General features: G+C 70.2%; 18 protein-coding genes. 7 read left to right on the top strand and 11 right to left on the bottom strand.

Annotated elements, in window-relative coordinates:
* Positions 1-27: 27 nt before the first annotated feature.
* From Q0Z83_RS12280 to Q0Z83_RS12240, 9 genes are all read right to left on the bottom strand, one after another.
* A complete protein-coding gene (locus Q0Z83_RS12280; RefSeq protein WP_317794000.1) occupies positions 28-354 on the bottom strand; it encodes a hypothetical protein in 327 nt (108 codons plus the stop codon).
* Positions 355-390: 36 nt separating this feature from the next.
* On the bottom strand, positions 391-621 hold the full coding sequence (locus tag Q0Z83_RS12275) for a hypothetical protein (RefSeq protein ID WP_317793999.1): 231 nt from the start codon (positions 619-621) through the stop codon (positions 391-393).
* A gap of 103 nt (positions 622-724) precedes the next feature.
* On the bottom strand, positions 725-2,179 hold the full coding sequence (locus Q0Z83_RS12270; RefSeq protein WP_317793998.1) for an FAD-dependent monooxygenase: 1,455 nt from the start codon (positions 2,177-2,179) through the stop codon (positions 725-727).
* Between the two features lie 12 nt (positions 2,180-2,191).
* Positions 2,192-3,328, bottom strand: a complete 1,137-nt coding sequence (locus Q0Z83_RS12265) for an SGNH/GDSL hydrolase family protein (protein ID WP_317793997.1) — start codon at positions 3,326-3,328, stop codon at positions 2,192-2,194.
* A 114-nt stretch (positions 3,329-3,442) separates the two neighbouring features.
* Complete coding sequence (locus tag Q0Z83_RS12260; protein ID WP_317793996.1) at positions 3,443-6,352, bottom strand: BTAD domain-containing putative transcriptional regulator; 2,910 nt, start codon at positions 6,350-6,352, stop codon at positions 3,443-3,445.
* A gap of 146 nt (positions 6,353-6,498) precedes the next feature.
* Positions 6,499-7,446: a carbohydrate kinase family protein gene (locus Q0Z83_RS12255; protein ID WP_317793995.1), complete on the bottom strand. Its 948-nt coding sequence runs from the start codon at positions 7,444-7,446 to the stop codon at positions 6,499-6,501.
* A 12-nt stretch (positions 7,447-7,458) separates the two neighbouring features.
* Positions 7,459-8,235: an ATP-binding cassette domain-containing protein gene (locus Q0Z83_RS12250; protein ID WP_317797068.1), complete on the bottom strand. Its 777-nt coding sequence runs from the start codon at positions 8,233-8,235 to the stop codon at positions 7,459-7,461.
* On the bottom strand, positions 8,229-9,266 hold the full coding sequence (locus Q0Z83_RS12245; protein ID WP_317793994.1) for an ABC transporter permease: 1,038 nt from the start codon (positions 9,264-9,266) through the stop codon (positions 8,229-8,231). Before Q0Z83_RS12245 ends, Q0Z83_RS12250 begins: the two co-directional genes overlap by 7 nt.
* 50 nt (positions 9,267-9,316) lie before the next feature.
* Positions 9,317-10,378, bottom strand: coding sequence for a sugar ABC transporter substrate-binding protein (locus Q0Z83_RS12240; RefSeq protein WP_317793993.1), 1,062 nt, complete (start codon positions 10,376-10,378; stop codon positions 9,317-9,319).
* Between the two features lie 315 nt (positions 10,379-10,693).
* On the opposite strand from Q0Z83_RS12240, the gene Q0Z83_RS12235 reads away from it, so the two are divergent.
* Positions 10,694-11,713, top strand: a complete 1,020-nt coding sequence (locus Q0Z83_RS12235; protein ID WP_317793992.1) for a LacI family DNA-binding transcriptional regulator — start codon at positions 10,694-10,696, stop codon at positions 11,711-11,713.
* Positions 11,714-11,785: 72 nt separating this feature from the next.
* Here the strand turns inward: Q0Z83_RS12235 and Q0Z83_RS12230 are convergent, their stop codons facing one another.
* Positions 11,786-13,366 (bottom strand): tetratricopeptide repeat-containing diguanylate cyclase, encoded by a 1,581-nt coding sequence (locus tag Q0Z83_RS12230; RefSeq protein ID WP_317793991.1) that lies wholly within the window; start codon positions 13,364-13,366, stop codon positions 11,786-11,788.
* 135 nt (positions 13,367-13,501) lie between these two features.
* On the opposite strand from Q0Z83_RS12230, the gene Q0Z83_RS12225 reads away from it, so the two are divergent.
* Together Q0Z83_RS12225 and Q0Z83_RS12220 are read left to right on the top strand one after the other, a co-directional pair.
* Complete coding sequence (locus tag Q0Z83_RS12225; protein ID WP_317793990.1) at positions 13,502-14,389, top strand: DUF4142 domain-containing protein; 888 nt, start codon at positions 13,502-13,504, stop codon at positions 14,387-14,389.
* A gap of 128 nt (positions 14,390-14,517) precedes the next feature.
* Positions 14,518-14,907 (top strand): ATP-binding protein, encoded by a 390-nt coding sequence (locus Q0Z83_RS12220; RefSeq protein WP_317793989.1) that lies wholly within the window; start codon positions 14,518-14,520, stop codon positions 14,905-14,907.
* A gap of 59 nt (positions 14,908-14,966) precedes the next feature.
* Here Q0Z83_RS12220 and Q0Z83_RS12215 read toward each other — a convergent pair whose 3' ends face one another.
* Positions 14,967-15,998, bottom strand: coding sequence for a helix-turn-helix transcriptional regulator (locus tag Q0Z83_RS12215; protein WP_317793988.1), 1,032 nt, complete (start codon positions 15,996-15,998; stop codon positions 14,967-14,969).
* A gap of 189 nt (positions 15,999-16,187) precedes the next feature.
* Here Q0Z83_RS12215 and Q0Z83_RS12210 point away from each other — a divergent pair, with 189 nt between their 5' ends.
* From Q0Z83_RS12210 to Q0Z83_RS12195, 4 genes are read left to right on the top strand one after another with little or no spacing between them, the layout of a single operon-like run.
* Positions 16,188-17,228, top strand: coding sequence for a sugar ABC transporter substrate-binding protein (locus Q0Z83_RS12210; protein ID WP_317793987.1), 1,041 nt, complete (start codon positions 16,188-16,190; stop codon positions 17,226-17,228).
* 8 nt (positions 17,229-17,236) lie between these two features.
* Positions 17,237-18,742, top strand: a complete 1,506-nt coding sequence (locus tag Q0Z83_RS12205) for a sugar ABC transporter ATP-binding protein (RefSeq protein ID WP_317793986.1) — start codon at positions 17,237-17,239, stop codon at positions 18,740-18,742.
* Positions 18,739-19,761: an ABC transporter permease gene (locus Q0Z83_RS12200; protein ID WP_317793985.1), complete on the top strand. Its 1,023-nt coding sequence runs from the start codon at positions 18,739-18,741 to the stop codon at positions 19,759-19,761. Before Q0Z83_RS12205 ends, Q0Z83_RS12200 begins: the two co-directional genes overlap by 4 nt.
* Positions 19,758-21,455, top strand: coding sequence for an amidohydrolase (locus Q0Z83_RS12195; protein WP_317793983.1), 1,698 nt, complete (start codon positions 19,758-19,760; stop codon positions 21,453-21,455). Before Q0Z83_RS12200 ends, Q0Z83_RS12195 begins: the two co-directional genes overlap by 4 nt.
* The last annotated feature ends 1 nt before the right edge of the window (position 21,456 follow it).

The raw sequence follows: 21,456 nt of genomic DNA, 5'->3' as shown, positions 1-21,456 counted from the left end.
CGGGGCGGGCCGCGCTCTACCGCCGAATCAGAACCGTGTGCCGATCTGTTCCGCGATGACCTCGGCGAAGTTCGCCTCGAGCGCGCCACCGGCCGGCAGGTTGTTGTCGTGGAAGCACTGCGCGTTCAGCCGGTCCGGTTCGGTGAGAGTGATCAGGCCCGGAATCGTGACGCTGTGGTAGGCCGAACCCTCCACGGTCGTCGCGTCCCCGGTCAGCAGCCCACCGGCGCCGTTGTTGAGCCCGCACCGGAAGGTGTCCCGCACGTTGGTGCCGTTGATCAGGATGACCCGCAGCGTCACCGACCAGGTCCCGGCCGGAAGCACCGGCCCCGGCACCAGGATCCGCCCGGTCACGGCCGTGCGCGGCAGCGCGACCGGCCCGGCGGTGTGTCAGGACGTCGCCCGCGATCCCGACGACGGCCAGTTGAGCGGTTGTTCGACCCCGCGGCAGGCCTGCCCGATCTGCGTGTCGATCACTCGCAGCGCCCCGTTGTCGGTGTTGTAGCAGGCGTTGATCAGCCCCGTGCCCGAGTTCGGAATCGAGGCATTGGCCACCGACCCGATCCCGACCACGGCGACCATGACGGCAAGGGCCGCGAACCATTTCCTACGTGCGCTCATGTCTTCCTCTTTCCCCCTGGTGGACTAGCGCGTCGGTAGGAGTTTCGGCGCGGACCCCACACCAGAACTCACACGAATCTGGAATCCCCTGCCGGGGGCGTTTTCACGATGTCGGTGCACCGAACCAGTGGGCCGCGGCGCGGACGAAGCCGCCACGTTCACCGGCCCAGGCGATGACACCGTCCGGCCGGATCAGAACGCCGTCGAGGCCGAGGTCGTCGTACGCGGGGCCGGCCGCGTAGTGGATGCGATCCGCCCAGGGCGCAACGGCGTGTTCCAGGTCGCCGCGGAAGTCGAGCAGCACGCCGGTCCCCCGCTGCAGCAGGTCGCCCAGCCGGGTGCCGTCCTGAAGCCGAAAGTCCGGGGCGTTCCGGCCGGCGAGCGGGTGTGCGTCGCCCACGTCGTAGGTGTTCGACAGGCCGGCCACCCGGCCGAACACGTACGTCGCTCCGGCCCGGGTAGCGAGCAGATCCCGGATGAGACCTTGGAGCGCCGGGGCGGTCGCGTCCGGCCGCATGACCGCGACCTGGGCACGGGACCAGTCGAGCACGCGGGCACCGATCGGGTGCCGTTCGCTGGTGTAGGTGTCGAGAAGGGCGTCCGGCGCGTGCCCGTGCACGGCCGCCGCCAGCTTCCACCCCAGGTTCATCGCGTCGCCGATGCCGAGGTTCAGACCTTGGCCGCCGAGCGGGGAGTGGATGTGCGCGGCATCCCCGGCGAGCAGTACCCGGCCGCGGCGGTAGGTGGTCGTCTGCATGGCGCGGTCGGTGAAACTGGCGGCCTGGTGGACCTCGTTCAGTGTCACGTCGGTGCCGGAGATCCGGCGCAGTACCTGCTGGAGATGCTCGCGGGTGGGCGGTCGGGAGCGGTCGAACGCGCCGCCGTCGAAGTCCATCATGCCGAGGTGTCCCTCGATGGGTGTGCGCAGGTACATACCGTGCGGTGTGAGGTTGAAACCGGGACTCAGCTTCTCCGGGTCGGCGATCGCGGTCAGCGCGACGTAGCCGGTGAGCTGCGGTCCGGTGCCGGTGAATTCGAAGCCGGCCGTCTTGCGTACCACGCTGCGTCCGCCGTCGCAGCCGACGAGCCAGCGCGCTCGATACTCTCGGGAGCCGGCCCTGGCGACCACGCCTTGATCGTCCTGATCGATCGCGTCGACCGTGACGGCCCGCTCGATGTGGACCCCGAGTTTGGCCGCGCGCTCGGCGAGGATCGTCTCGACCGCTTCGAGGCTGGTCATGTGGCCTTCCAGGGCCGGGCTGGGCAGCGTCGCCAGGTCGACGTTCGCCGCGTCGAGCATGATCCCGGCGAAGTGGCCGAGGTTGCGTGGGGTGGTGTGCGGGTCATCGGCGACGCCGAGGTCGGCGAGCATGCCGCGGCGGTAGAACGCCTCCACCGAGCCCGCGTTCAAACCACGCATGCCGAGCGGAAGGGCCTTTCCGGGGGTACGCGACTCCGGCTCACGTTCGAGCACCAGCACCGCGCAGCCGGCGAGTCCGAGCTCGCAGGCCAGGAAGAGCCCGACCGGGCCGCCGCCCACGATCACTACGTCATACATGAACGGTCTCCCCTACTTGAAGATCGACGGGTCGATGGAGTCGGCCAGGGCCTGGTAGCCGGCGTCGTTGCCGTGCAGGTGGTCGCCCTCGTGCAGGTCGCCGCGGATCCGGTCGAGCCGGGTCGGATCACGCCAGACGGCATCGAAGTCGAGAACCGCGTCGAAGGCGTCGCTCGTGCGGATCCAGTCGTTGACCGTGCGGCGTACGGCTTCGCCCTCCGGGCTGAAGATGTCGTTGCCCCCGTAGGGCGCCATCGTGGTGGCGTACACCCGCACCCCCCGATCGTGGCCGCGGTCGATCAGCTGCCGGAATCCGGCGATGACGTCCTGAGCCGTCACCGGTTCGCCGGGGAACATCGTGAGGAAGTCGGCGAGTGGTCCGACCCGCGGGGCGAACGAGACGGCGATGTCGTTGAGGCCGATCGAGACCACCACGTGGCTGAGCCCCGGCGTGGCCAGCACGTCGCGGTCGAAGCGGGCCAGGCCCGACGGGCCCAGTCCGTCGTTGAGCAGCCGGTTCCCGCTGATCCCCTGACCACAGACGTAGACGCCGCGTTCGGCCAACCGCTCCGGCCAGCCACCGCCGGCGGTGGAGCCCACGCCGTCGACGCGCGAGTCGCCCAGCACCACGACGACCCCGGCCGGTTCGTCGGGCAGCACCTCGACCGCGGAGACCAGTGCCCACGCCGGCAGCGGCTCGGCGTCGCCCGGCAGTGCGGCTTCGGCGACCGCATCGCCCGGGATCACCCAGCCGGTGTCCAGCGGCATGTCGTGGCCGGTGCACGCCTCGACCCGGTTGGGCAGATACAGGCTGACCGACAGCCGGGCCAGGGCGGACACCGGCAGGTCCACCGGATCACTCAGGACCGGTGCACCGGCCGGGATCACCACACCGGCACGGCCGCCGAAGGTCAGGACCCGGTCACTGCCCGGCGCGATGCCGCCGCCGGCAGTCGCCAGACCCAGCCGCCCCGCGCCGACGGTCAGCGGCGCCGTTCCGTACTCGTTGGTCAGCCGGATCCGCACCCGCCGGCCGCCGCCGCTGATGCGGATCTCCTGACGTAGCGTCACATCCGCGAACACCGCGTCGGTCATCTGCGGCGACGTCGCCCAGCTGCGGATCCAGCCGAGATCTCTGCTCTCTGTCATGCCGGGAAGCATGCGGGCGCCCGCTGTCATCGAACTCGCACGGCGCTGGCAGCGGGCGCACACGACACCGTCGGCGCCTTCTGCGGCACGTGCGACCTGACAGCCCTTCCGACATCACCGCGACGCCCTGGCCGCCTGACTCGACCCGGCCAGGCTGTCACGCAGGCGGCCATGCCGGAACTGGTACACCGCACCGTGCCGGCGCAGCACGCCGATCCGGTGCGCCTCGGCCAGGAACCCGGTCAGATCCCAGGGCAGCCTCCCGCGCAGTACGAGCCACAGCCGGGCCGCCTGATAGCGGGGCCACGCCGCGGTGAATCCGAACGCCACCGCCAGCACGAACGCCCCGCCCAGACCGGCGCTCACGCCGTGCCCGACGGTCTCGGCGATGCTCAGGTCGAGCGAGACCAGTGCACCCGAGGTGAAGGCGACCACGATCGTCGTGGTGACCATGGCCAGCAGCGTCAGGTACTGGCGGCGGTCCACGGCCAGCGTCGAGCGCAGATCGTGCGCCCGCTCGACCGCGATCGGCGTACGCGACCAGTGGATCAGCGCGGACGCCGGCCCCACCACGAGACCGAACACCAGAGCGGGCAGCAGGCCGATCACGAGTTCGTCGTCGTACCGGACACCGGCGTGCCGGGCGAACGCCAGCACACCCTCCTGGACCCCGCCGACCACCAGCCCGACGACGGCACCGGCGGCGACGCCCCGGCCCAGCATCCGCGCCGGCCTCCGAACCCGGCCGCGGAGCCGGAAGTCGGTCGCGGTCGGCGTGGGCACGGCGGCGATCACCGCACTGAGACCGAACGCGAACCCCAGCCCCAGCCCGTACGCGACACCGGTGACGACACCGCCCGCCGCCGACTCGTTCCCGAGCGCCGCCCCGGCACCCTGCACCAGCCCGAGCACGCCGCCACCGGCCGCACCGGCCTGCAGCGCCCCGGTCAGAACCCGCCTGCGGCGCGGTGCGTCCTGCGGGCCGGGCGGGATGATCGACCCGACACAGAGGGCGGCGGCCAGGGTGCCCAGGCTGTACGCCAGGCCGTGCTTGACCGCCTGCAGCGAGCAGTGCTGCAACGCGGCCACCAGACCGATCTTGGCGACATAGTCGGGCAGGTCCTTGACCAGCACGATGACCACCGCGATCACCATGATCAATGCGGCGGCGGTGACGGACCGGCCGACCCGGCTCGCCAACGGCCGGACCGACCGGGCCAGATCCCACCACGCGAGGTCGTACGTCTGAACGCTGCGCGCGTGGCGGGCCAGGAACGCCAGCCGATCACGGAAGATCCGGTCGTCGCGGACCGTCCGCCGCTCGTCCCGGTGTGCATCCTGTTCGAGCAGCGTGGGCACCAGCACGTCGAGCAGGTGCGCCTCGATCGCATCCCGATCCGGGAAACGGACGCTGTCCAGCAGTTGCGCCGGATCGCTCGCCCCGCCGTAGACCTGCCGCGTCAACATCAGCGTCGACGGGCTGGTCAGAGCAGCCGCGAGCGGTCCGTCCGGCTGGGCGGTCAGCGCGGCGAGGACGGGTTCCCAGCGGTGCTCGCCGGCCTGCAGTGCACTGGCGGCCCGGAGGTATTCGGCGGCTTCGGTCAGGCGTACCGGCTGAGCCTCGATGATCGTCGCGGCGGTGAGTCGCTCGCCTGCGGTGACCGCCGCCCGGTATTCCTCCGCCCGGGAGGTGAGCACGAACGCGTCGCCGGCCAGCACGGCCCGGTTGATCGCCCGGATCGCCGCGGACCGGCGCGACGCCGGAACCTCGTCCAGGCCGTCGAGGATCGGCACGAGCCGCCGGTCGGCCACCAGGTCGGCGATCGCGGTGGGCCCGAAACGGGCCCGGTCCTGCAGGATCGGGTACCGCTCAGCGAGTTCCCGACGCAGCCAGGCGTGCAGGTGTTCGTTGCCGGGTCGCCAGGAGGACAGCGACAGCAGCACCGGCACCGGCTCCCCCGGCAGCCGGCGGGTCGCCAGTTCCACGGTCAACATGACCGCGAGGGTGGTCTTGCCGGACCCGGCCGGTCCGAGCACCACCAGACGCCGCCGATCCAGCGCCTGGAAAGCCGACGCGAGGGCGGCGACGTCAGCGGACCCGTCGCTCCATCGCACCGGGATCGGGTACGGATCCGACAGCTGCAACAGGGCGATCTCGTCCTGCCACTGCCGGCGGACCGCGCTCGTGAGCGTCTGCGCCGCCGCTTCGAGCAGGTCGGCGGGCATCATCGGCGGCAGGCGCGGGGCGGTGTCCGGGGCGGACAGTTCGTCGGCCACGGCGTACAGAAGCGTGGGTGTCGATCCGCTCTTGTGCAGTCGGGCGATGCCGTCCTGGCAGGCCGAGAGCGCGGCTGCCGGCTGACCGCTGCGGTGCAGGGCGATCACCAGCGCGTGGTGCAGACGCTCGCTGTCCGGGTACTCCTCGATCCAGCGGCCGAGCCCCACGTCGGTGAGAAGCTCGCGGTAGCGGTGCAGCCGCTGGAACGCGTCCGCCGTCGCCTCCAGGGCCTCCAATCGTGCGGCGTCCAGCCGGGCGACGGTGTCCCGGGCGAACGCTTCGGTGTGCAGACTGCCCAGCGGCCGGCCGCGCCACAGGGCGAGAGCACTGTCGAGCCGTTGCACCGCCACGGCCGGCTGGTCCGCGGCGAGCGCGTCCTGCCCTTGCCGGATCAGGCCACGGAACTCGGTCTCGTCGACGTGATCGTCGGGCAGGTCCAGGCGGTAGCCGCCGTCCTCGGTGACCAGCAGCGTGTCCCGGCCGATCGCCGCGGCCGCCGGTGCGAGTGCCACCCGCAGGCGGGCGATGTAGGTGAACAGCGCCCCACGTTTGCGGTCCTCCAGCTCCCAGCCGTCGAACGCCTCGGCGTCGGCCGACCAGACTTCCTCGATGAGGGTACGGCGTGCGACGTTCTCGTTGCGGCGCAGCAGCAGCGCCGCCAGCACCCGGCGTTGCAGGGGCGGCCCCAACGGGAGCGACTCACCGTCCAGCTCGACAGCCAGCGGCCCGAGCACCTGAAACTGCAATCGGGCCTCCACAGAGAACACCGGCGAGCACGGACGGGCGTCATCGTACTGACGCCCGTCTCGGTGATCGCCAGGTGACGGTGCGGCGAGTCGGCGGGTCGGGTCGGCGTGCGCCAGGCCCAGGCGACGACGAGGTGCCCAACGCTTCAGGCGGCGAGGGCGGCGGTTCCCCAGCGTTGACGCAACTCCTCGCGGGTGGGCATCGCGTCCGCGCCGCCGGGGCGTTCGCAGACGAGTGCGGCCACATGGAGTGCGAAGTGGATGTGGTCGTGCCAGGTGGTGGTGCTGTCGGGTAGTCCGGTGTCCAGCAGTCGTGAGATGAGGGCGGCCATCACGGAGTCGCCGGCGCCGGTCGCGTCGATCGCGGTGACCTGCGGTGCCGCGATCACTCTCGTCTCGTTCCCGGTGTCCAGCCAGGCGCCGTCCGGGCCGAGTGTGACGATGACGGCGGCGGCTCCGGCGGCGCGCAGTCGTGCCGCCGCCTGCGCGACGGTGGCACCGCCGTAGAGCACGGCCGTGTCTGCCGCGCTGAGTTTGACCAGGTCGGCGGTGGCCGCGAAGTGCTCGATGAGGTCACGCAGCTCGGTGACGGCGGTGTGGTCGGGTAGCAGCCCGGGGCGGATGTTGGGGTCGAGGACTCGCAGTGGGCCCGGTCGTGCCCAGGCCCGGCGGGCGGAGTCGAGGACGGGCTGGGCGAGCAGGCTGATCGAGCCGGTGTAGAGGACCGCGGCTCCGCTGAGGTGCGGCAGGTCCAGGTCGGCGGGTGCGAGCTGGGCGTACGAGGCGGGTGTGCCGTAGAACCGGAACTGCGGTTCGGGACCGGCGAAGGTGGTGAGGGCCAGTGTGCTGGCTGCCGGCACCCGCCGCACGTGACGGGTGCCGACGCCGTTGTCGGTCAGGAACGCGGCGATCCGGTCGCCCCAGGTGTCCTCGCTGAGAGTGCCGATGAAGTGGGCGTTGCCACCGAGGCGGCTCACGCCGACTGCCACGTTCAACGGAGCGCCGCCGATGGCGCAGCGGTAGACGGGTCCGGTGTCGGTGGGGGTTTCCAGCAGATCGACCAGGGCTTCGCCCAGGACCGCCGCGTATCGCATGGTTCTCCTTTTCTATTCGGCCGGCTGGGCCGGTGCGGGGGCGGCTCCGGTCATGATGGCCACAGCGTCGGACATGGTGTGGGTCTTGGGGCTGATCACCGCGATCCGGCGGCCGAGGCGCTGGATGTGGATACGGTCGGCCACCTCGAAGACGTGTGGCATGTTGTGGCTGATCAGGATGACCGGCAGGCCGCGGTCGCGGACGTCGCGGATGAGTTGCAGGACCCGGTTGCCCTCCTTGACGCCGAGTGCGGCGGTCGGCTCGTCGAGGATGATCACCTTGCTGCCGAAGGCGGCGGACCGGGCGACCGCGACGGCCTGGCGCTGGCCGCCGGAGAGTGACTCGACGGCCTGGCCGATGTTCTGCAGGGTGCCGACGCCGAGTTCGCTCATGTGCCGGGCGGCTTCGGTGCGCATGTGTTTGTGGTCGAGCATCCGGAAGACCGAGCCGAGCAGGCCGGGCCGACGTTTCTCCCGGCCGAGGAAGAGGTTGTCGGCGATGTCGAGGCCGGGGGCGACGGCCAGGGTCTGGTAGACCGTCTCGATCCCGGCGGCGCGGGCGTCCATCGGGTTGCGGAAGTGCACCCGTTCGCCGTCGAGGTAGATCTCGCCCTGGTCCGGGACCAGGGCACCGGACAGGGCTTTGATCAGGCTGGACTTGCCGGCTCCGTTGTCGCCGATGACGGCCAGGATCTCGCCCGCGTGCAGTTCGAGGTCGCTGCCGTCGATCGCGACGACTCGGCCGTACCGCTTGGTCAGGCCTTTCGCCTGCAATACCGGAGTCACGATTTGACCTTTCTGATCCACTGGTCGAGGGAGACCGCGACCAGCACGAGCAGGCCGATGGCGAAGCCCTGCCAGACCACCTCGACGCCGGCCAGTTGCAGGCCGTTGCGGAAGACCCCGACGATCAGCGCCCCGATCAGCGTGCCGATCACCCCGCCGCGACCACCGAAGAGGCTGGCGCCGCCGAGCACCACCGCGGTGATCGAGTCGAGGTTGTAGTCGGTGCCGACGTTCGGGCTGGCCGAGGCGAGGCGGCCGATGAGGATCCAGGCGCCGACGGCGTACAGGGCTCCGGCGACGGTGTAGACCGACAGCAGGACCCGGTTGGTGCGGATGCCGGCGAGCCGGGCCGCGTCCACGTCGTCGCCGGTGGCGTAGACGTGCTTGCCCCAGGCGGTCATCCGCAGCGCGTACAGCAGGGCGGCGAAGAGCAGCAGCATGATGAGCGAGCCGTAGGTGAGCCGGAAACCGCCGAGCGGGATCGTGGTGCCGGTCCAGGTCATCAGGGCGGGCATGTCCGAGCCGCGGACCGTCTCGCTCTTGCTGACCACCGAGTTCAGCGAGAAGAAGATGGTCAGGGTGCCGAGCGTGACGATGAACGGTGGGAGCTTGATCCGGGTGACCAGGATGCCGTTGAGGGCGCCCATCGCGGTGCCCAGGACGAGCCCGATGACGAGGGCGAGGGCTCCGGGAAGGCCGGCGTCGGTGGCGAAGTGGGCCATCAGGATGGAGGAGAAGACGGCGATCGCACCGACCGACAGGTCGATGCCTGCGGTCAGGATGACCAGGGTCTGACCGAGCGCGAGTACGGCGATGACGGTGACCTGGGCCAGGACCAGCGACAGGTTCGGTGCGGTGAAGAAGCGCGGGCTCATGGCGCTGAACACGATGATCGCCGCGATCAGGACGGTGAAGGGTCCGAGGGTGGGGTTGGCGTGCATCAGGTGCTGCAGGCGCGTACCCCAGGAGTCGTTCTTGTCGGTGTCGAAGTCGGGTGCGGGAACCGGGTTTCTGGTGACTGACCGGGTAGTCAAGATCGGCACTCCTCATGCCAGGGGGTGGGGGCGGGTCACGGAGGTGCGGGTCAGCCCCAGCAGTTGTCCTTGCCCCAGGTGGAGTCCTTGCTGTCGACGCCGGTCTGCGGCTGGTCGGAGATGAGCTGGACGCCGGTGTCGGTGAAGGTCTTGCCCTCGGTGGCGGTGGGCTTGGTGCCGTCCTTGGCGAACTTCGCGATCGACTCGACGCCCAGAGACGCCATCTTCAGCGGGAACTGCATGGAGGTCGCCCCGATGACGCCGCCCTTGACGTTGTTCACGCCGGGGCAGCCGCCGTCCACGGAGACGATCGTGACGTCCTTCTCCTTGCCGGCCGCCTTGAGGGCCTCGTAGGCGCCGGCCGCGGCGGGTTCGTTGATCGTGTAGACCAGGTTGATCGACGGGTCCTTCTGCAGCAGGTTCTCCATCGCGGTCCGGCCACCGTCCTCGGCGCCGTCGGTGACGTCGTGTCCGGCGATCCGGGGGTCGGCCTCGTCGCCGATCTTCGTCTTGTCCTTGACGTCCACCCCGAAGCCCTCCAGGAAGCCCTGGTCACGCTGGACGTCGACGGAGATCTGGTTGGCGTTGAGATCGAGCAGGGCGATCTTGGCCTGCTTGCCGTCGGCGGCGAACTTGGCCTTGGCCCACTGGCCGATGAGCAGGCCGGCCTGGTAGTTGTCGGTGGCGAAGGTGGCGTCGACCGCGCCGGCCGGGTCGGTCGGGGTGTCCAGCGCGATCACCAGCAGGCCCGCCTGGCGGGCCTTGTCGATGGCCGGGACGATGGCCTTCGAGTCGTTCGGGGTGATCAGGAATCCCTTGGCGCCGACGGAGATCAGGTTCTCGATCGCCTGGACCTGGGCCTCGTTGTCGCCGTCCTGTTTGCCGGCGAACGTCTGCAACTCGATGCCCTGCTGCTGGGCGGCCTGTTGCGCGCCTTCCTTCATCTTGACGAAGAACGGGTTGGTGTCGGTCTTGGTGATCAGGCCGACGATCGGCTTGCCGTCGGAGCTCGCACCGGTGTCGGAGCCACTGCAGGCGGCGGCGGACAGGCTGAGCGCGGCGGCCAGACCCATCGCCGAGAGCCGACGGCCGGTTATGCGGGTACGGGGCATCGAAGCCTCCAGGAGGGTATGCGGGCGAAGGATTTTCGTTCATCGCTGTGACTGAGACAACGTTGTCCTGGAGTAGACGCGACGGTGTGTGGCTTGTCAACACCATGTGACATCGGGATTTCCGTGAGACACCAATCCAGCAGGGATTGGTCCGTGATCCTGGTTCGCGCCTACTCAACCCCGGGGCGAGTCTCGCCGAGACATCGTTGTCTCTTCACCTTGGCATTGCTACGCTGCGCCTCTCGAACGAGGCCAGCTAGGAGCAGCGTGTCAAGCGAAGTGACGCCCGACGGGGGTAGGAGCGGCCGGCCGAGGATGAACGATGTCGCCCGTGCCGCAGGGGTGAGCCTCAAAACGGTCTCGCGGGTCGTCAACGGCGTGCAGACCGTCGACCCCACGCTGGCGGCGCAAGTGCGCAGCGCCATCGAAGCCCTCAACTACCGCCCCGACATGGGTGCCAGCACCCTGCGCCGCAGCGACCGGCGTACCGGGACGATCGCCCTGCTCCTCGAAGACGTCAGCAACCCGTTCTCGTCGGCGTTGCACCGCGCGGTGGAGGACGAGGCCCGTACCCGCGGGGTCCAGGTCCTCACCGGAAGCCTCGACGAGGACCCCCAACGCGAACGGGAACTGGCCCGGGCCTTCACCATGCGCCGGGCCGACGGGCTCATCATCGCCCCGGCCAGCACCGATCAGAGCTACCTGACCAGCGAGTTCCAGGGTGACACCCCCGTCGTCTTCGTCGACCGCCCGGGTCACGGCATTCCCGCTGACACCGTGCTCGCCACCAATGTCATCGGCGCCACCGAGGCCACCCGGCACCTCATCGACCACGGGCACCGCCGGATCGCCTACCTCGGCGACTACACCCGCATCTCCACCGCCCGGCAGCGGCACCAGGGATACCTCACGGCCATGGGCGACGCCGGCCTGGAACCCGACCCCGCGCTCGTGCTGCCGGACCTGCACACCGCACTCTCGGCAGAGAGCGCGGTCATGGAGCTGCTGCACCGCCCGGACCCGCCCACCGCCCTGTTCACCGGTCAGAACCTGGTCACGATCGGCGCCGTGCGGGCCCTACGCCGCCTCGGCCTGCACCGCACGCTCGCGCTGATCGGGTTCGACGACTTCCCACTCGCCGACCTGCTCGAACCAGCGGTCACCGTCATCGCCCAGGATCCGGCGATGATGGGCCGGATCGCGGCCCAGGCCCTGTTCAGCCGCATCGACGGCGACTCCGGCCCGCCCCGCCAGCACTGGATACCCACCACCCTGATCCGCCGCGGCTCGGGCGAACTGCCACCGCGCTCCCCCATCGCCGCCGACTCATGGTGAACCGGCCCCAGCGCAACAGAGGTCGCCACTGCGCCGTGGTCCCCATCCGGGCCTGCGGCACGGCCGCGCGGTTCAGGACAGTCGCAACGCCTCCTGAACCCGGTGACCGTCCACGACCACCTGATCGCGGCCCCCGTGCTTGGCCGCATACAGGCATCGGTCCGCGGCGGAGAGCACATCGGCCTGGGTGAAGCCCGGGGCGGCTTGCGCCACCCCGACACTGACCGTCACGGACAGCCCGTCGGTGACACTCTGCCAGTCGTACGCGCGGATCGCCCGCCGGACACCGTCCAGCCGGGCGCCGGCCTCGACGGCGTCGACACCCGGCAGCACCAGAAGCAGCTCCTCACCGCCCAGACGCGCGGCGAAGGCGGGCGGGGCGGCGACGAGTTCGTTGTCCAGCAGTGCGGCGACACGTTTCAACACACGATCGCCGACGTCGTGCGAGAAACCGTCGTTGATCAGTTTGAAGTGGTCGAGGTCGAGGATCGCCACACTGAGCGGCTGGTCGGGACCGTTCATCAACAGTGGCAACTGCTCGTCGACGAAGCGGCGGTTGCGCAGGCCGGTCAGCTGGTCCCGACGGGCCTGCTCACGGAAGCGTTCCGCGTCCCGACGTGCTTCCGAGACCTCGAACATGGCGTGCCGGTCGCGGGCCTGCGTCCGCTGCAGGGACAGGTGCTGGTCACGGTAAGCGACGAAGAACCTCCGGTACATGCCGAACGCGGCTTCGAAATCACTGCGGGCGGCATGCAACTCGGCCTGTTCCTGCCACAACCGCACAAGCACGTCACCCAGCTCGCGCTGCGCACAGAGGTCGCCGCACGCGTCGAGGCATGCCTGCGCCCGCTCGTGCTCGCCCTGTCCCCGCAGAGCGGCGGCCAGGGTGAGCAGATACTCGGCGCGGGAGTCCGCCTCCTCGACGCCGTGGCTCTCGTCGTAGGCCATCGCCTGCTCGACAGCCCGCTCCGCCTCGGCGAACCGGCCGTTCGCCAGGTGAATGTTGGCGATCGTGTCCAGGTCGGCGCCCTCCAACTCCAAGCCGTCGGCCTCGGCCGCAGCCTGGAGCCGCCGGGCCACCTGGTGCGCGTCCCGGGAGAAACCCGAGGTCAACTCCATGTACGCCCAGTTGTTGAGCACCGCCATCCGCAGCCAGGACAGCCGGTGGCGGGCCGCAAGCTCCTCGGCCTGCCGATAGTGGCTGCGGGCGAGCTCCATCGAATCGAATTGCCCCAACGCGTCGGCGAGCTTGGCTCGATGCCACACCCGGGTGCTCGCCGTCGCGGTGTCCTCGAGTAACTCCACCGCCAGGACGGAATGCTCCAACGCCTCGGCGAAACTGCCGACATGCCGCTCGAGGTTCGCCCAGAGCAGATGAGCGCGGGCCCGCACGGGCGGTGAATCGTTCACGACGCCCCACTGCTCGATCTCCCGGACCTGACGGGCCGCGGCCGCGATCTCGCCCTTGCGCATTCTCATCTTCGCCTGGCAGATGCGGGCCCTCATGACCAGTTCCTCATCGCCGAGGACCCGGGCGCGCTCCTCCAGGTCCACCGCGGTCTGCAAGGTGTCCAGATCCGCCCAGGCGAACTGTTCTTCGACCTCGACCAGCGCACCGAAAAGTTCCGCACGTGCATCCGTCGGACCGGCCATGAACCACACCTTAGTGTCGTCGACTCGGAGCCGGTCCTCATCCGGGTGGCGGTGGACAGCTGATTCATCGATCACCGCACCACTCGTCGCCTCCGGACCCGAACAACTCGGCACGTCGTTGATCCGGGCGTCCCGGTGATCCGTGGTCATGGGCAGCCGGAATTCCCCGGACTGTTCCTGGAGGCGCACGTGTTCGCCGTCGTCCGCATGTTCGCGTCGCCCCGCCGGGTGACCGCGTTGCTCATAGCCGCACTGGCTCTCGTCCTGTTCAGCCCGCAAGCGGCATCGGCCGTCGAGCCGGGCGTGCCGGACCCGCCGACCAACCTGGTCCCCGACACCGGCGAGGGCAAGCTGGCCGCCGCCGACAAGGACTTCGTGATCAAGGTTCGGCTGGCCGGTCTGTGGGAGATCCCGGCCGGCGACATGGCGCAGGACAAATCGAGGAGCAACCGGGTCAAGGGCATCGGCGCGGACATCGCCGAACAGCACAAGGTCCTCGACCAGCTGACCCGGGACGCGGCGAAGAAACTGAAGATCACGCTGCCGAACGAGCCGAACGAGGATCAGCAGGGCTGGCTGCGGGAGATGGAGGACGCCGCCGTCGGCCAGGAGTTCGACCAGATCTACATCGACCGGCTCCGCGCCGCGCACGGCAAGATCTTCCCGGCCATCGCCACCATCCGGACCAGCACCCGCAACGACACCGTCCGCAAGCTGGCCCAGCGCGCCAACCAGTTCGTGATGACCCACCTGACCCTGCTGGAGAGCAGTGGCATCGTCGACTTCGCGGCGCTGCCCACCGCCCCGCCGCCGAACGCCGCCACCGCCACCACCGCCGCGGCGAACCCGGTGCTGTCGGCCTCCGACACCGCCACCGGCGGCACCTCGTCGGTGAGCCTGCCGGTGGTGGGCGCGGTCGTGGTCGCGGCCCTGGCCGGCGGCCTGTGGGTGAGCCGCAAGATGATGAACGACCCGCGCCGCCGATACCGCCGGCGACAAAGCCGAGGCGGATACGGCTACTGACGGCAGCCGGGAGCCGTCGGGAGGTTCCCGGTCCGTCCACGCGGACGCTAGGCCTGGAAACCTTGCGTAGTGGGCATATGCCAGCGGTGTCCCGACTGCAGACATCGCCGCCCCCACCCGTTTCCGAGTTGATTCAAGCGTGGATCCTCGACGACAGCACACAGCTCCGCCACCTCCGTTCCGCGTTGCAGGAGGCGCTGACCGGCCACCCGCTCGTGGCCGGCGACACCCTCGGTGACGTTCCCGAACGCATGGTCCTGGTGGCGACCGAACTGGCGACCAACGCGATCATTCACGGGCACCCGCCCACCGAGGTCCGGTTGCTGAGGGCCGACGACTGCTTCGTACTCGACGTCGCCGACCGTGACCTGAGCACCGTGCCCGAACTGGCCGACACCCGGCCGTTGCATGCCGGTGGCCGCGGACTCCAACTCGCGCGATCCTTCTCACTCGACGTCGGCTGGTACGCCACCGCCACCACCAAACACATCTGGGCCACGTTTCCGCTGCACCCGTGACGGAGATAAGGGGCGGCGAGCCGACGTCCGGTGAGAGGGATCGTGCCGGTGCCGTCAGCTCACGGTCGGGTCATGTCCGGTTTGGCGAAGGATCTCAGCCATGGGCCGGGTGTCATCCCGGCGGTGAAGCGCATGAGATCGTCTCGGATGGCCATGGCCGCCACCTCCGCCCGTGAGTTCGCTCCGGTCTTTCGCAAGATGTGCTCGATGTGGGTGTGCACGGTGCGCGGTGACAGGAACAGGTCGTGGGCGATCGCCGGGTTGGTCTGCCCCATCGCGGCCCGGGTCACCACTTCGAGTTCGCGCGGGCTCAAGGTGTACGGAAGATCGACCGGCCGTGCGTCGACGAGGATGGCCGGGCGGGATCCGGCAAGGTGCTGGTGTCTGAGGTTCACCCGCAACCAGTCGCGGCCGACCGGCCACAGCAGGCTCAGCCGACGGCCGGGCCATCGGGCGAGTTCGTGGACCAGCTGACGAAACGTCACATCGTCGAGCATCGGCGGACGAGTGCGGCCCGGCATGTCCACCACCTGGTCACCGGCGATCAGCGAGGCGCAGGGGCCCACCGCCCTGTCGTCGGTGTCGCCCGCCCAGGCGAGCCGGTCGGCCAGCACGGCCAGTGCCGGCATCACGGCGGCGAGCAGACGCCGGCAGTCGGTGCCGAACACGTCGGCCCGGCCGGTGGACAGATTGACCAGGCCGACGTAGCGGCCCTGGTGGCGCAGCGCCCCGGTCATGGCGTCGCGGTAGCCGGCCGGCCTGACGTGTTCGGCATAGAACCAGCCCTGCCGGAACGACTGGCCCGCCTCGTCGGAGATGGATTCGGGCAGATCGCGGTTCAGGATCTTGCGGTGCCACGGGGTCCGGGCGAATTCTTCGGCCAACCGGTTGCTGACCGCGGCCGGGTATCCGATGCCGGCGAACTGAAGGTGACCGCCGGTTGTCGGGTCGACTCCGACCAGGGTGACCGCGTCCGCCGGGATCGCCTCGCCGAGTGCGCTCAGCGCCTCCTGGCAGGCTGCCGCGACGTCGCGTTCCCGAGTGAGCATGCCCAGTCGGGTGGCGACTGCGATCTGGCGATGGGTGAGCAAACCGAGCCTCCCCGGCGAGGGCAGCCGATAACGTTCGGGCCCTAACGATAGGCCGCGGCGTGGGTCAGGACAAGGAATTCGGTATTCCTACGGATGCGGCGCGGACCGGGTCCGCGCTTTGCTTCTCGGCACCCCGGACCCCGCTGTCAAGGGCACCGACACAGGGCCGGAAACCCGAGAGGCCTCATCATGACTTCCTTCCTCAGCCACCCCTTGCCGCCGGCCGGCCGGAGCCTGTCACGCCGTAACCTGCTCACCCTGGCCGGCGGGATGACCGCCGCCACCGCTCTGGGCGCGTGCAGCGGCCCGCAGACGCAGCCGACATCCACCGGCTCGGCCTCCTCCGGCCCGAAACCGGTCACGAAGATCGGCTTCGACTACCCCTTCACACAACTGCCCCTGTACGCCACCCTGGTCAAGCTGGCCACAGCCGCGGCCCGGCGACAGGGCGTCGAGGTCGTCACCACCAACGACGCGGCCAAAGTCGACGCGCAGATCACCAACCTGAGCACCTGGGTCGGCCAGGGGATCCCGGCGATCGTGTCGTTCCCGATGGTCTTCGAGGCGACCGAGAAGATCGCAAAGGCGGCACTGGACGCCGGGCTGATCTGGGTCACCTACGGCGGAACGCTGCAGAACCAGAGTGCCGACATCCAGTTCAGCTTCCTCAAGGGCGGCACCCTGCTCGGGGAGGCCGCCGCCCGATGGGCCGACGAGAACCTGGGCGGCAAGGGCAAGATCGCCTTCCTCGTGGACGAGACCATCCAACTCGGCCGTGACCGGACCAAGGGCATGGTCGACGCGTTCACCAAGGCCGCACCGAATGTCGAGGTGGTAGCGCAGGAACAGGCCATCGACCCGGACACCGGCCTGTCGAAGTCATCGGCGCTGCTGGCCCGGCATCCCGATCTCAACATCATCCTGGGAGTCACCGACGCCGCCGCCTACGGCGGATTCAAGGCCCTGCAGCAGGCCGGCCGGGCACTGACCGACGCACGGACCTTCGTCGGCGGGCAGGACGGCGCGGTGCCCTCGCTGATGGCGATCAAGCAGGGCAGCTTCTACCGGGCCTCGGCGGCACTCGCCCCGAACGACATCGCCGCCGCCGTCGTCGAGGTGCCGTTGGCCGTGGCCGCCGGTAAACCCGATCCCAGCGTCGACCTGCCGATCACCCTGCTCCAGCAGGCCGACGGCACGAAGATCGACGACTTGATCGCGCAGAACTCCTGAGCCACGCCATGAGTCTCCAGGTCACCGCTCTGGTGAAGACCTTCAACGGCGTACCCGCTCTGAATGGTGTCGATCTGCGGGTTCCGGGCGGTCAGGTGCACGCCCTGCTCGGCCACAACGGTGCCGGCAAGTCGACGTTGATCAAGTGCCTCGGAGGCGCGTTCGCTCCCGACGCGGGCTCGATCGAGGTCGGCGGCACCAGGTACGCGCGACTGACTCCCCGAACGGCGATCTCGGCGGGTGTCGCGATCATCTACCAGCACTTGAGCGTGGTCGAACCGCTCACCGTGGCCGAGAACATCTTCCTCGGCCAGGAATGGACCCGCGCCGGAATAGTCGACCGGCGCGCTCAGCGCGAGGTGGCGACCGGGTTGCTGCAGCGGGTCGGCGCTTCCTGCCGGGCCGCAGACCGGGTCGGTGACCTGCCGATGGGGCAACGTCAGCTGGTCGAGATCGCCAAGGCACTCAACCGCAGCGCCTCCGTGCTCGTACTGGACGAACCGACCGCAGCACTGTCCACCGCGGAGAGCACCGCACTGGCCGCGTGCGTCGACGACCTCCGCGCTCAAGGCCTGGCCATCGTCTACGTCACGCACCTGCTGGCCGAGGTGGAACGGCTGGCCGACGCGGTGACGGTGATGCGCGACGGACTGGTCAGCCATCACTCCGCCGGGCGCAGCCGTACCGAACTCGTCACGGCGATCGCCGGAGAGTCCGCCGCTGCGCCGCCGCCGGGCGGCGTGCCCACTCCCGGCCCGCTGCGCCTGGAAGTCGACCATCTGACCGGACCCGGGTTCGGGCCGGTGAGTCTCACTGTCAACGCGGGCGAGATCGTCGGCCTGTACGGGCTGATCGGCTCCGGCCGTACCCGCCTGATCGAGACGTTGTTCGGCCGGCGCCACCGGATACGCGGCACGATACGAGTCGACGGCCGGACCGTCGCCCTCCGGAACCCGTCCGATGCGCTCGCCGCGGGAATCGCCCTGGTGCCGGCGGACCGGCGCAGCCAGGGCCTGTTCGGCTCGCTCAGCGCCGCGGACAACGTGCTGCTGCCCGCACTAAGCCCGTTGGCACGTCACCGCCTGCGCCGGCGGCGCGCCGAACGACGGCTGTTCGCCGACACCGCGACGGCCCTGCGGCTGCGGCCGGCCGTACCGCAAACGCCGGCCGCGGCCTTCTCCGGCGGAAACCAGCAGAAGCTCCTGCTCGGCCGTTGGGTAAACCGGTCTCGCACCACGAGACTGCTGCTGCTCGACGAGCCGACACAGGGCGTCGATGTCGGCTCCCGCCAGGAGATCTACCGGGTCGTCGCCGAACAGGCCGCGGGCGCCGGAACCGCCGTTCTGTTCGCCTCGACCGACCCCGAGGAGATCGTCGCTCTCGCCCACCGCTGCCTGGTGATCGCCGGCGGTCGGGTGACCGCGGAATTCTCCAGGCCCCGACTGACCGAGGCGGCCCTGCTGGCGGCAGCCCACGCCGCGTCGCCGCCATCCGCCGAAGGAGCCGCCCGATGACCACGATCGACCCGCCACTGCCACGCCGACGGCTGGTCGCCGACACCGGCCGGGCCGCGGCCCTGCGCCACCCGATGCTGCCGCTGCTGGTCCTTCTGGCCCTCGCCTTCCACCTGAGTACCGGCAGCTTCCTCGATCCCGTCAACCTGCGCGGCATCGCCCTGGACGCCGCGACCATCGCGATCGTGGCCGCACCGCTCGCCCTGCTGATCATCAGCGGCTACCTGGACCTGTCCGTCGGCTCGACGCTCGCCCTCGGCGGCCTGGTCGCCGGATGGCTGGCCGCCGACGGACACTCGCTGCCGGTGGCCGTGCTCGGCGCACTGGCCGCAGGTGCCGCGGTGGGCGCACTCAACGCCCTTCTGTGCTGCCATGCCGGACTGTCGTCGTTCATCGTCACGCTCGGCATGCTCACCGCGGTACGGGGCCTCGGCCAGCAACTGTTCCCGCTCCCCCTGAGCAACTTCGGCACCGGATTCGCCTGGCTCGGCGGCGCGGCACTGGCCGGCATCGCCGCGCCCATCGTGATCGCCGCGGCCGTCCTCGCCGGTGCGGCGGCCTTCCTCGCGCTCGTCCCGGCGGGACGCTACGTCTTCGCCATCGGCGTCAACCGGGAGGCCGCCCATCTCTCCGGGATCAACGTTCGCCGTACCCCCGCCGCCCTGTTCGTGGTCACCGCCGCGGCGGCCGCCCTGGCCGGCGCGATCAAGGCGTCGGTGCTGGACAGTGTCGCCTCCGGCACCTCCGGCCTCGGTTTCGAACTGACCGTGCTGACGGCGGTCCTGCTCGGCGGCGTAGCACTCAGCGGCGGCGCCGGATCGATCTTCGGCGTGCTGCTCGGCGTGTTGTTCCTCGGCGCGCTGCAGAACGGCCTGACCCTGCTCAGCGTTCCCACCTTCTGGCAGCTCATCGCCCAGGGCGTCGCCCTGATCGTCGGTGCCGGGCTGGCCACTCTGGCACCACGACTGCAAACCGTGCGGCATGCCGCCACGCCACACCGCGAAGGAGTTCGTCGATGACTGACGAGCCGGATCTGATCCTGTTCAACGGCACGGTCCTCACCGTCGACAGGCGGTTCTCCATCGCACAGGCGGTCGCCGTCAGCGACGGGCACGTCGTGGCCGTCGGCTCCGACAGCCTCGTGCGACCCCTGGCCGGGCCGTCCACCCGCCTGATCGATCTGGCCGGACGGACCGTGCTTCCCGGCATCAACGACTCGCATCTGCACGGCGCCGCGTACGGGATGTCGCGACCGCCGTTCGCACTGGACCTCGCCTATCCCGCGGTACGGTCGATCGCCGACGTGGCCGCCACGGTGGCCCGCGCCGCCGACGCGACCCCGGCCGGCACGTGGCTCGTCGGGCTCGGCTGGAACCCGGGCTATCTCACCGAATGCACCACCGATCCGCAGCGCCTGCCTCACCGGCACGACCTGGACCGGGTCGCACCGGATCACCCGGTCTGCCTGAACGACTTCTCCGCACACATGGTCTGGGCGAACACCGCCGCACTGCGAGCGGCCGGAATCACCGCCGCCGGGCAGGCACCGCCCGGCGGAACGATCGACGTCGACGACGACGGTGTGCCGACCGGGATCCTCCGGGAAGCGGCGCAGATCCTCGTCCAGCAGCACCTGCCGAAACCCACCGTCGCCCAGCGGCGCGCCGCCATCGAAACGGTGATCACCGAGTTGCACACCCGGGGAATCACCAGCTACACCGAACCCGGCCTCGGCGTCGGCGGAACGGACACCCTGTTCGGCGGGCTCAGCACCGACAACCTGACCGCGTACGCCGAACTGGCGGCCGACGCGGCGCTGGCCGCCCGCGTCAGCGTGCTGCTGCTGCCCGCTCCGATGGGCGGGTCAGCGGCCGATCTGGCCGCCGGGCTGGCCGACGCGCTGCCGCAGCCGGCCGATCCCCGCCGGCTACGGGTGCTCGGCGTGAAGATCTTCGGCGACGGGGTGCCACCGAACCGGACCGCGTGGATGAGCGAGGAATACACCGGCGGCGGGCACGGAGCCCTGTGCGTACACGGCACCACCGCGGCCGCACAGGAGCAAGAGCTCCGCGAGATGGTACGGATCGCGCACGCAGCCGGCTATCAGGTCGGTGTCCACGTGACCGGAGACCGCGCGATCGACACCGTGGTGGACGCGCTGGTCTGCGCCGACCGGGCCCATCCGCGCCCCGACGCCCGCCACTACATCATCCATGGCGACTTCATCGGTGCCGGCAGCCTCGCCGTCATGGCCGAGCACGGGTACGGCGTGAACATGAACCCGGCCATCAAATGGACCATCTCCGACCTGATGGACGAGCTCGTCGGCCCGGCCCGGTCGGCCTACCAGTGGCCGGTACGGGCGGCCTTCGACGCCGGCGTGAACGTCTGCGCCAGCTCCGACGCGCCGATCACCATCCCGGACTGGCGACAGGGGGTGGCCGCCATGCTGCTGCGCGAGTCCAAGGCCACCGGCCGGATCAGTGGGCCGGACCAACGTGTCGGACTGGCCGACGCGATCCGCGCCTACACCATCAATCCGGCCCGGCAGGACTTCGCCGAGGACTGGAAGGGATCGATCGAGGTCGGCAAGGTGGCCGACCTCTGCGTGCTGGCCGCCGACCTGGCCACCGTCGATCCCCACGATCTGCCCGGCATACCGATCGACCTCACCGTCTTCGACGGCACCGTGGTCTACGAGCGGACGCTCTGAC

It is taken from the genome of Actinoplanes sichuanensis, assembly GCF_033097365.1.
GTDB classification, from domain to species: domain Bacteria; phylum Actinomycetota; class Actinomycetes; order Mycobacteriales; family Micromonosporaceae; genus Actinoplanes; species Actinoplanes sichuanensis.
The sequence above is the reverse complement of the archived record's forward strand: the minus strand, read 5'-3'. Positions and strand labels throughout refer to the sequence as shown.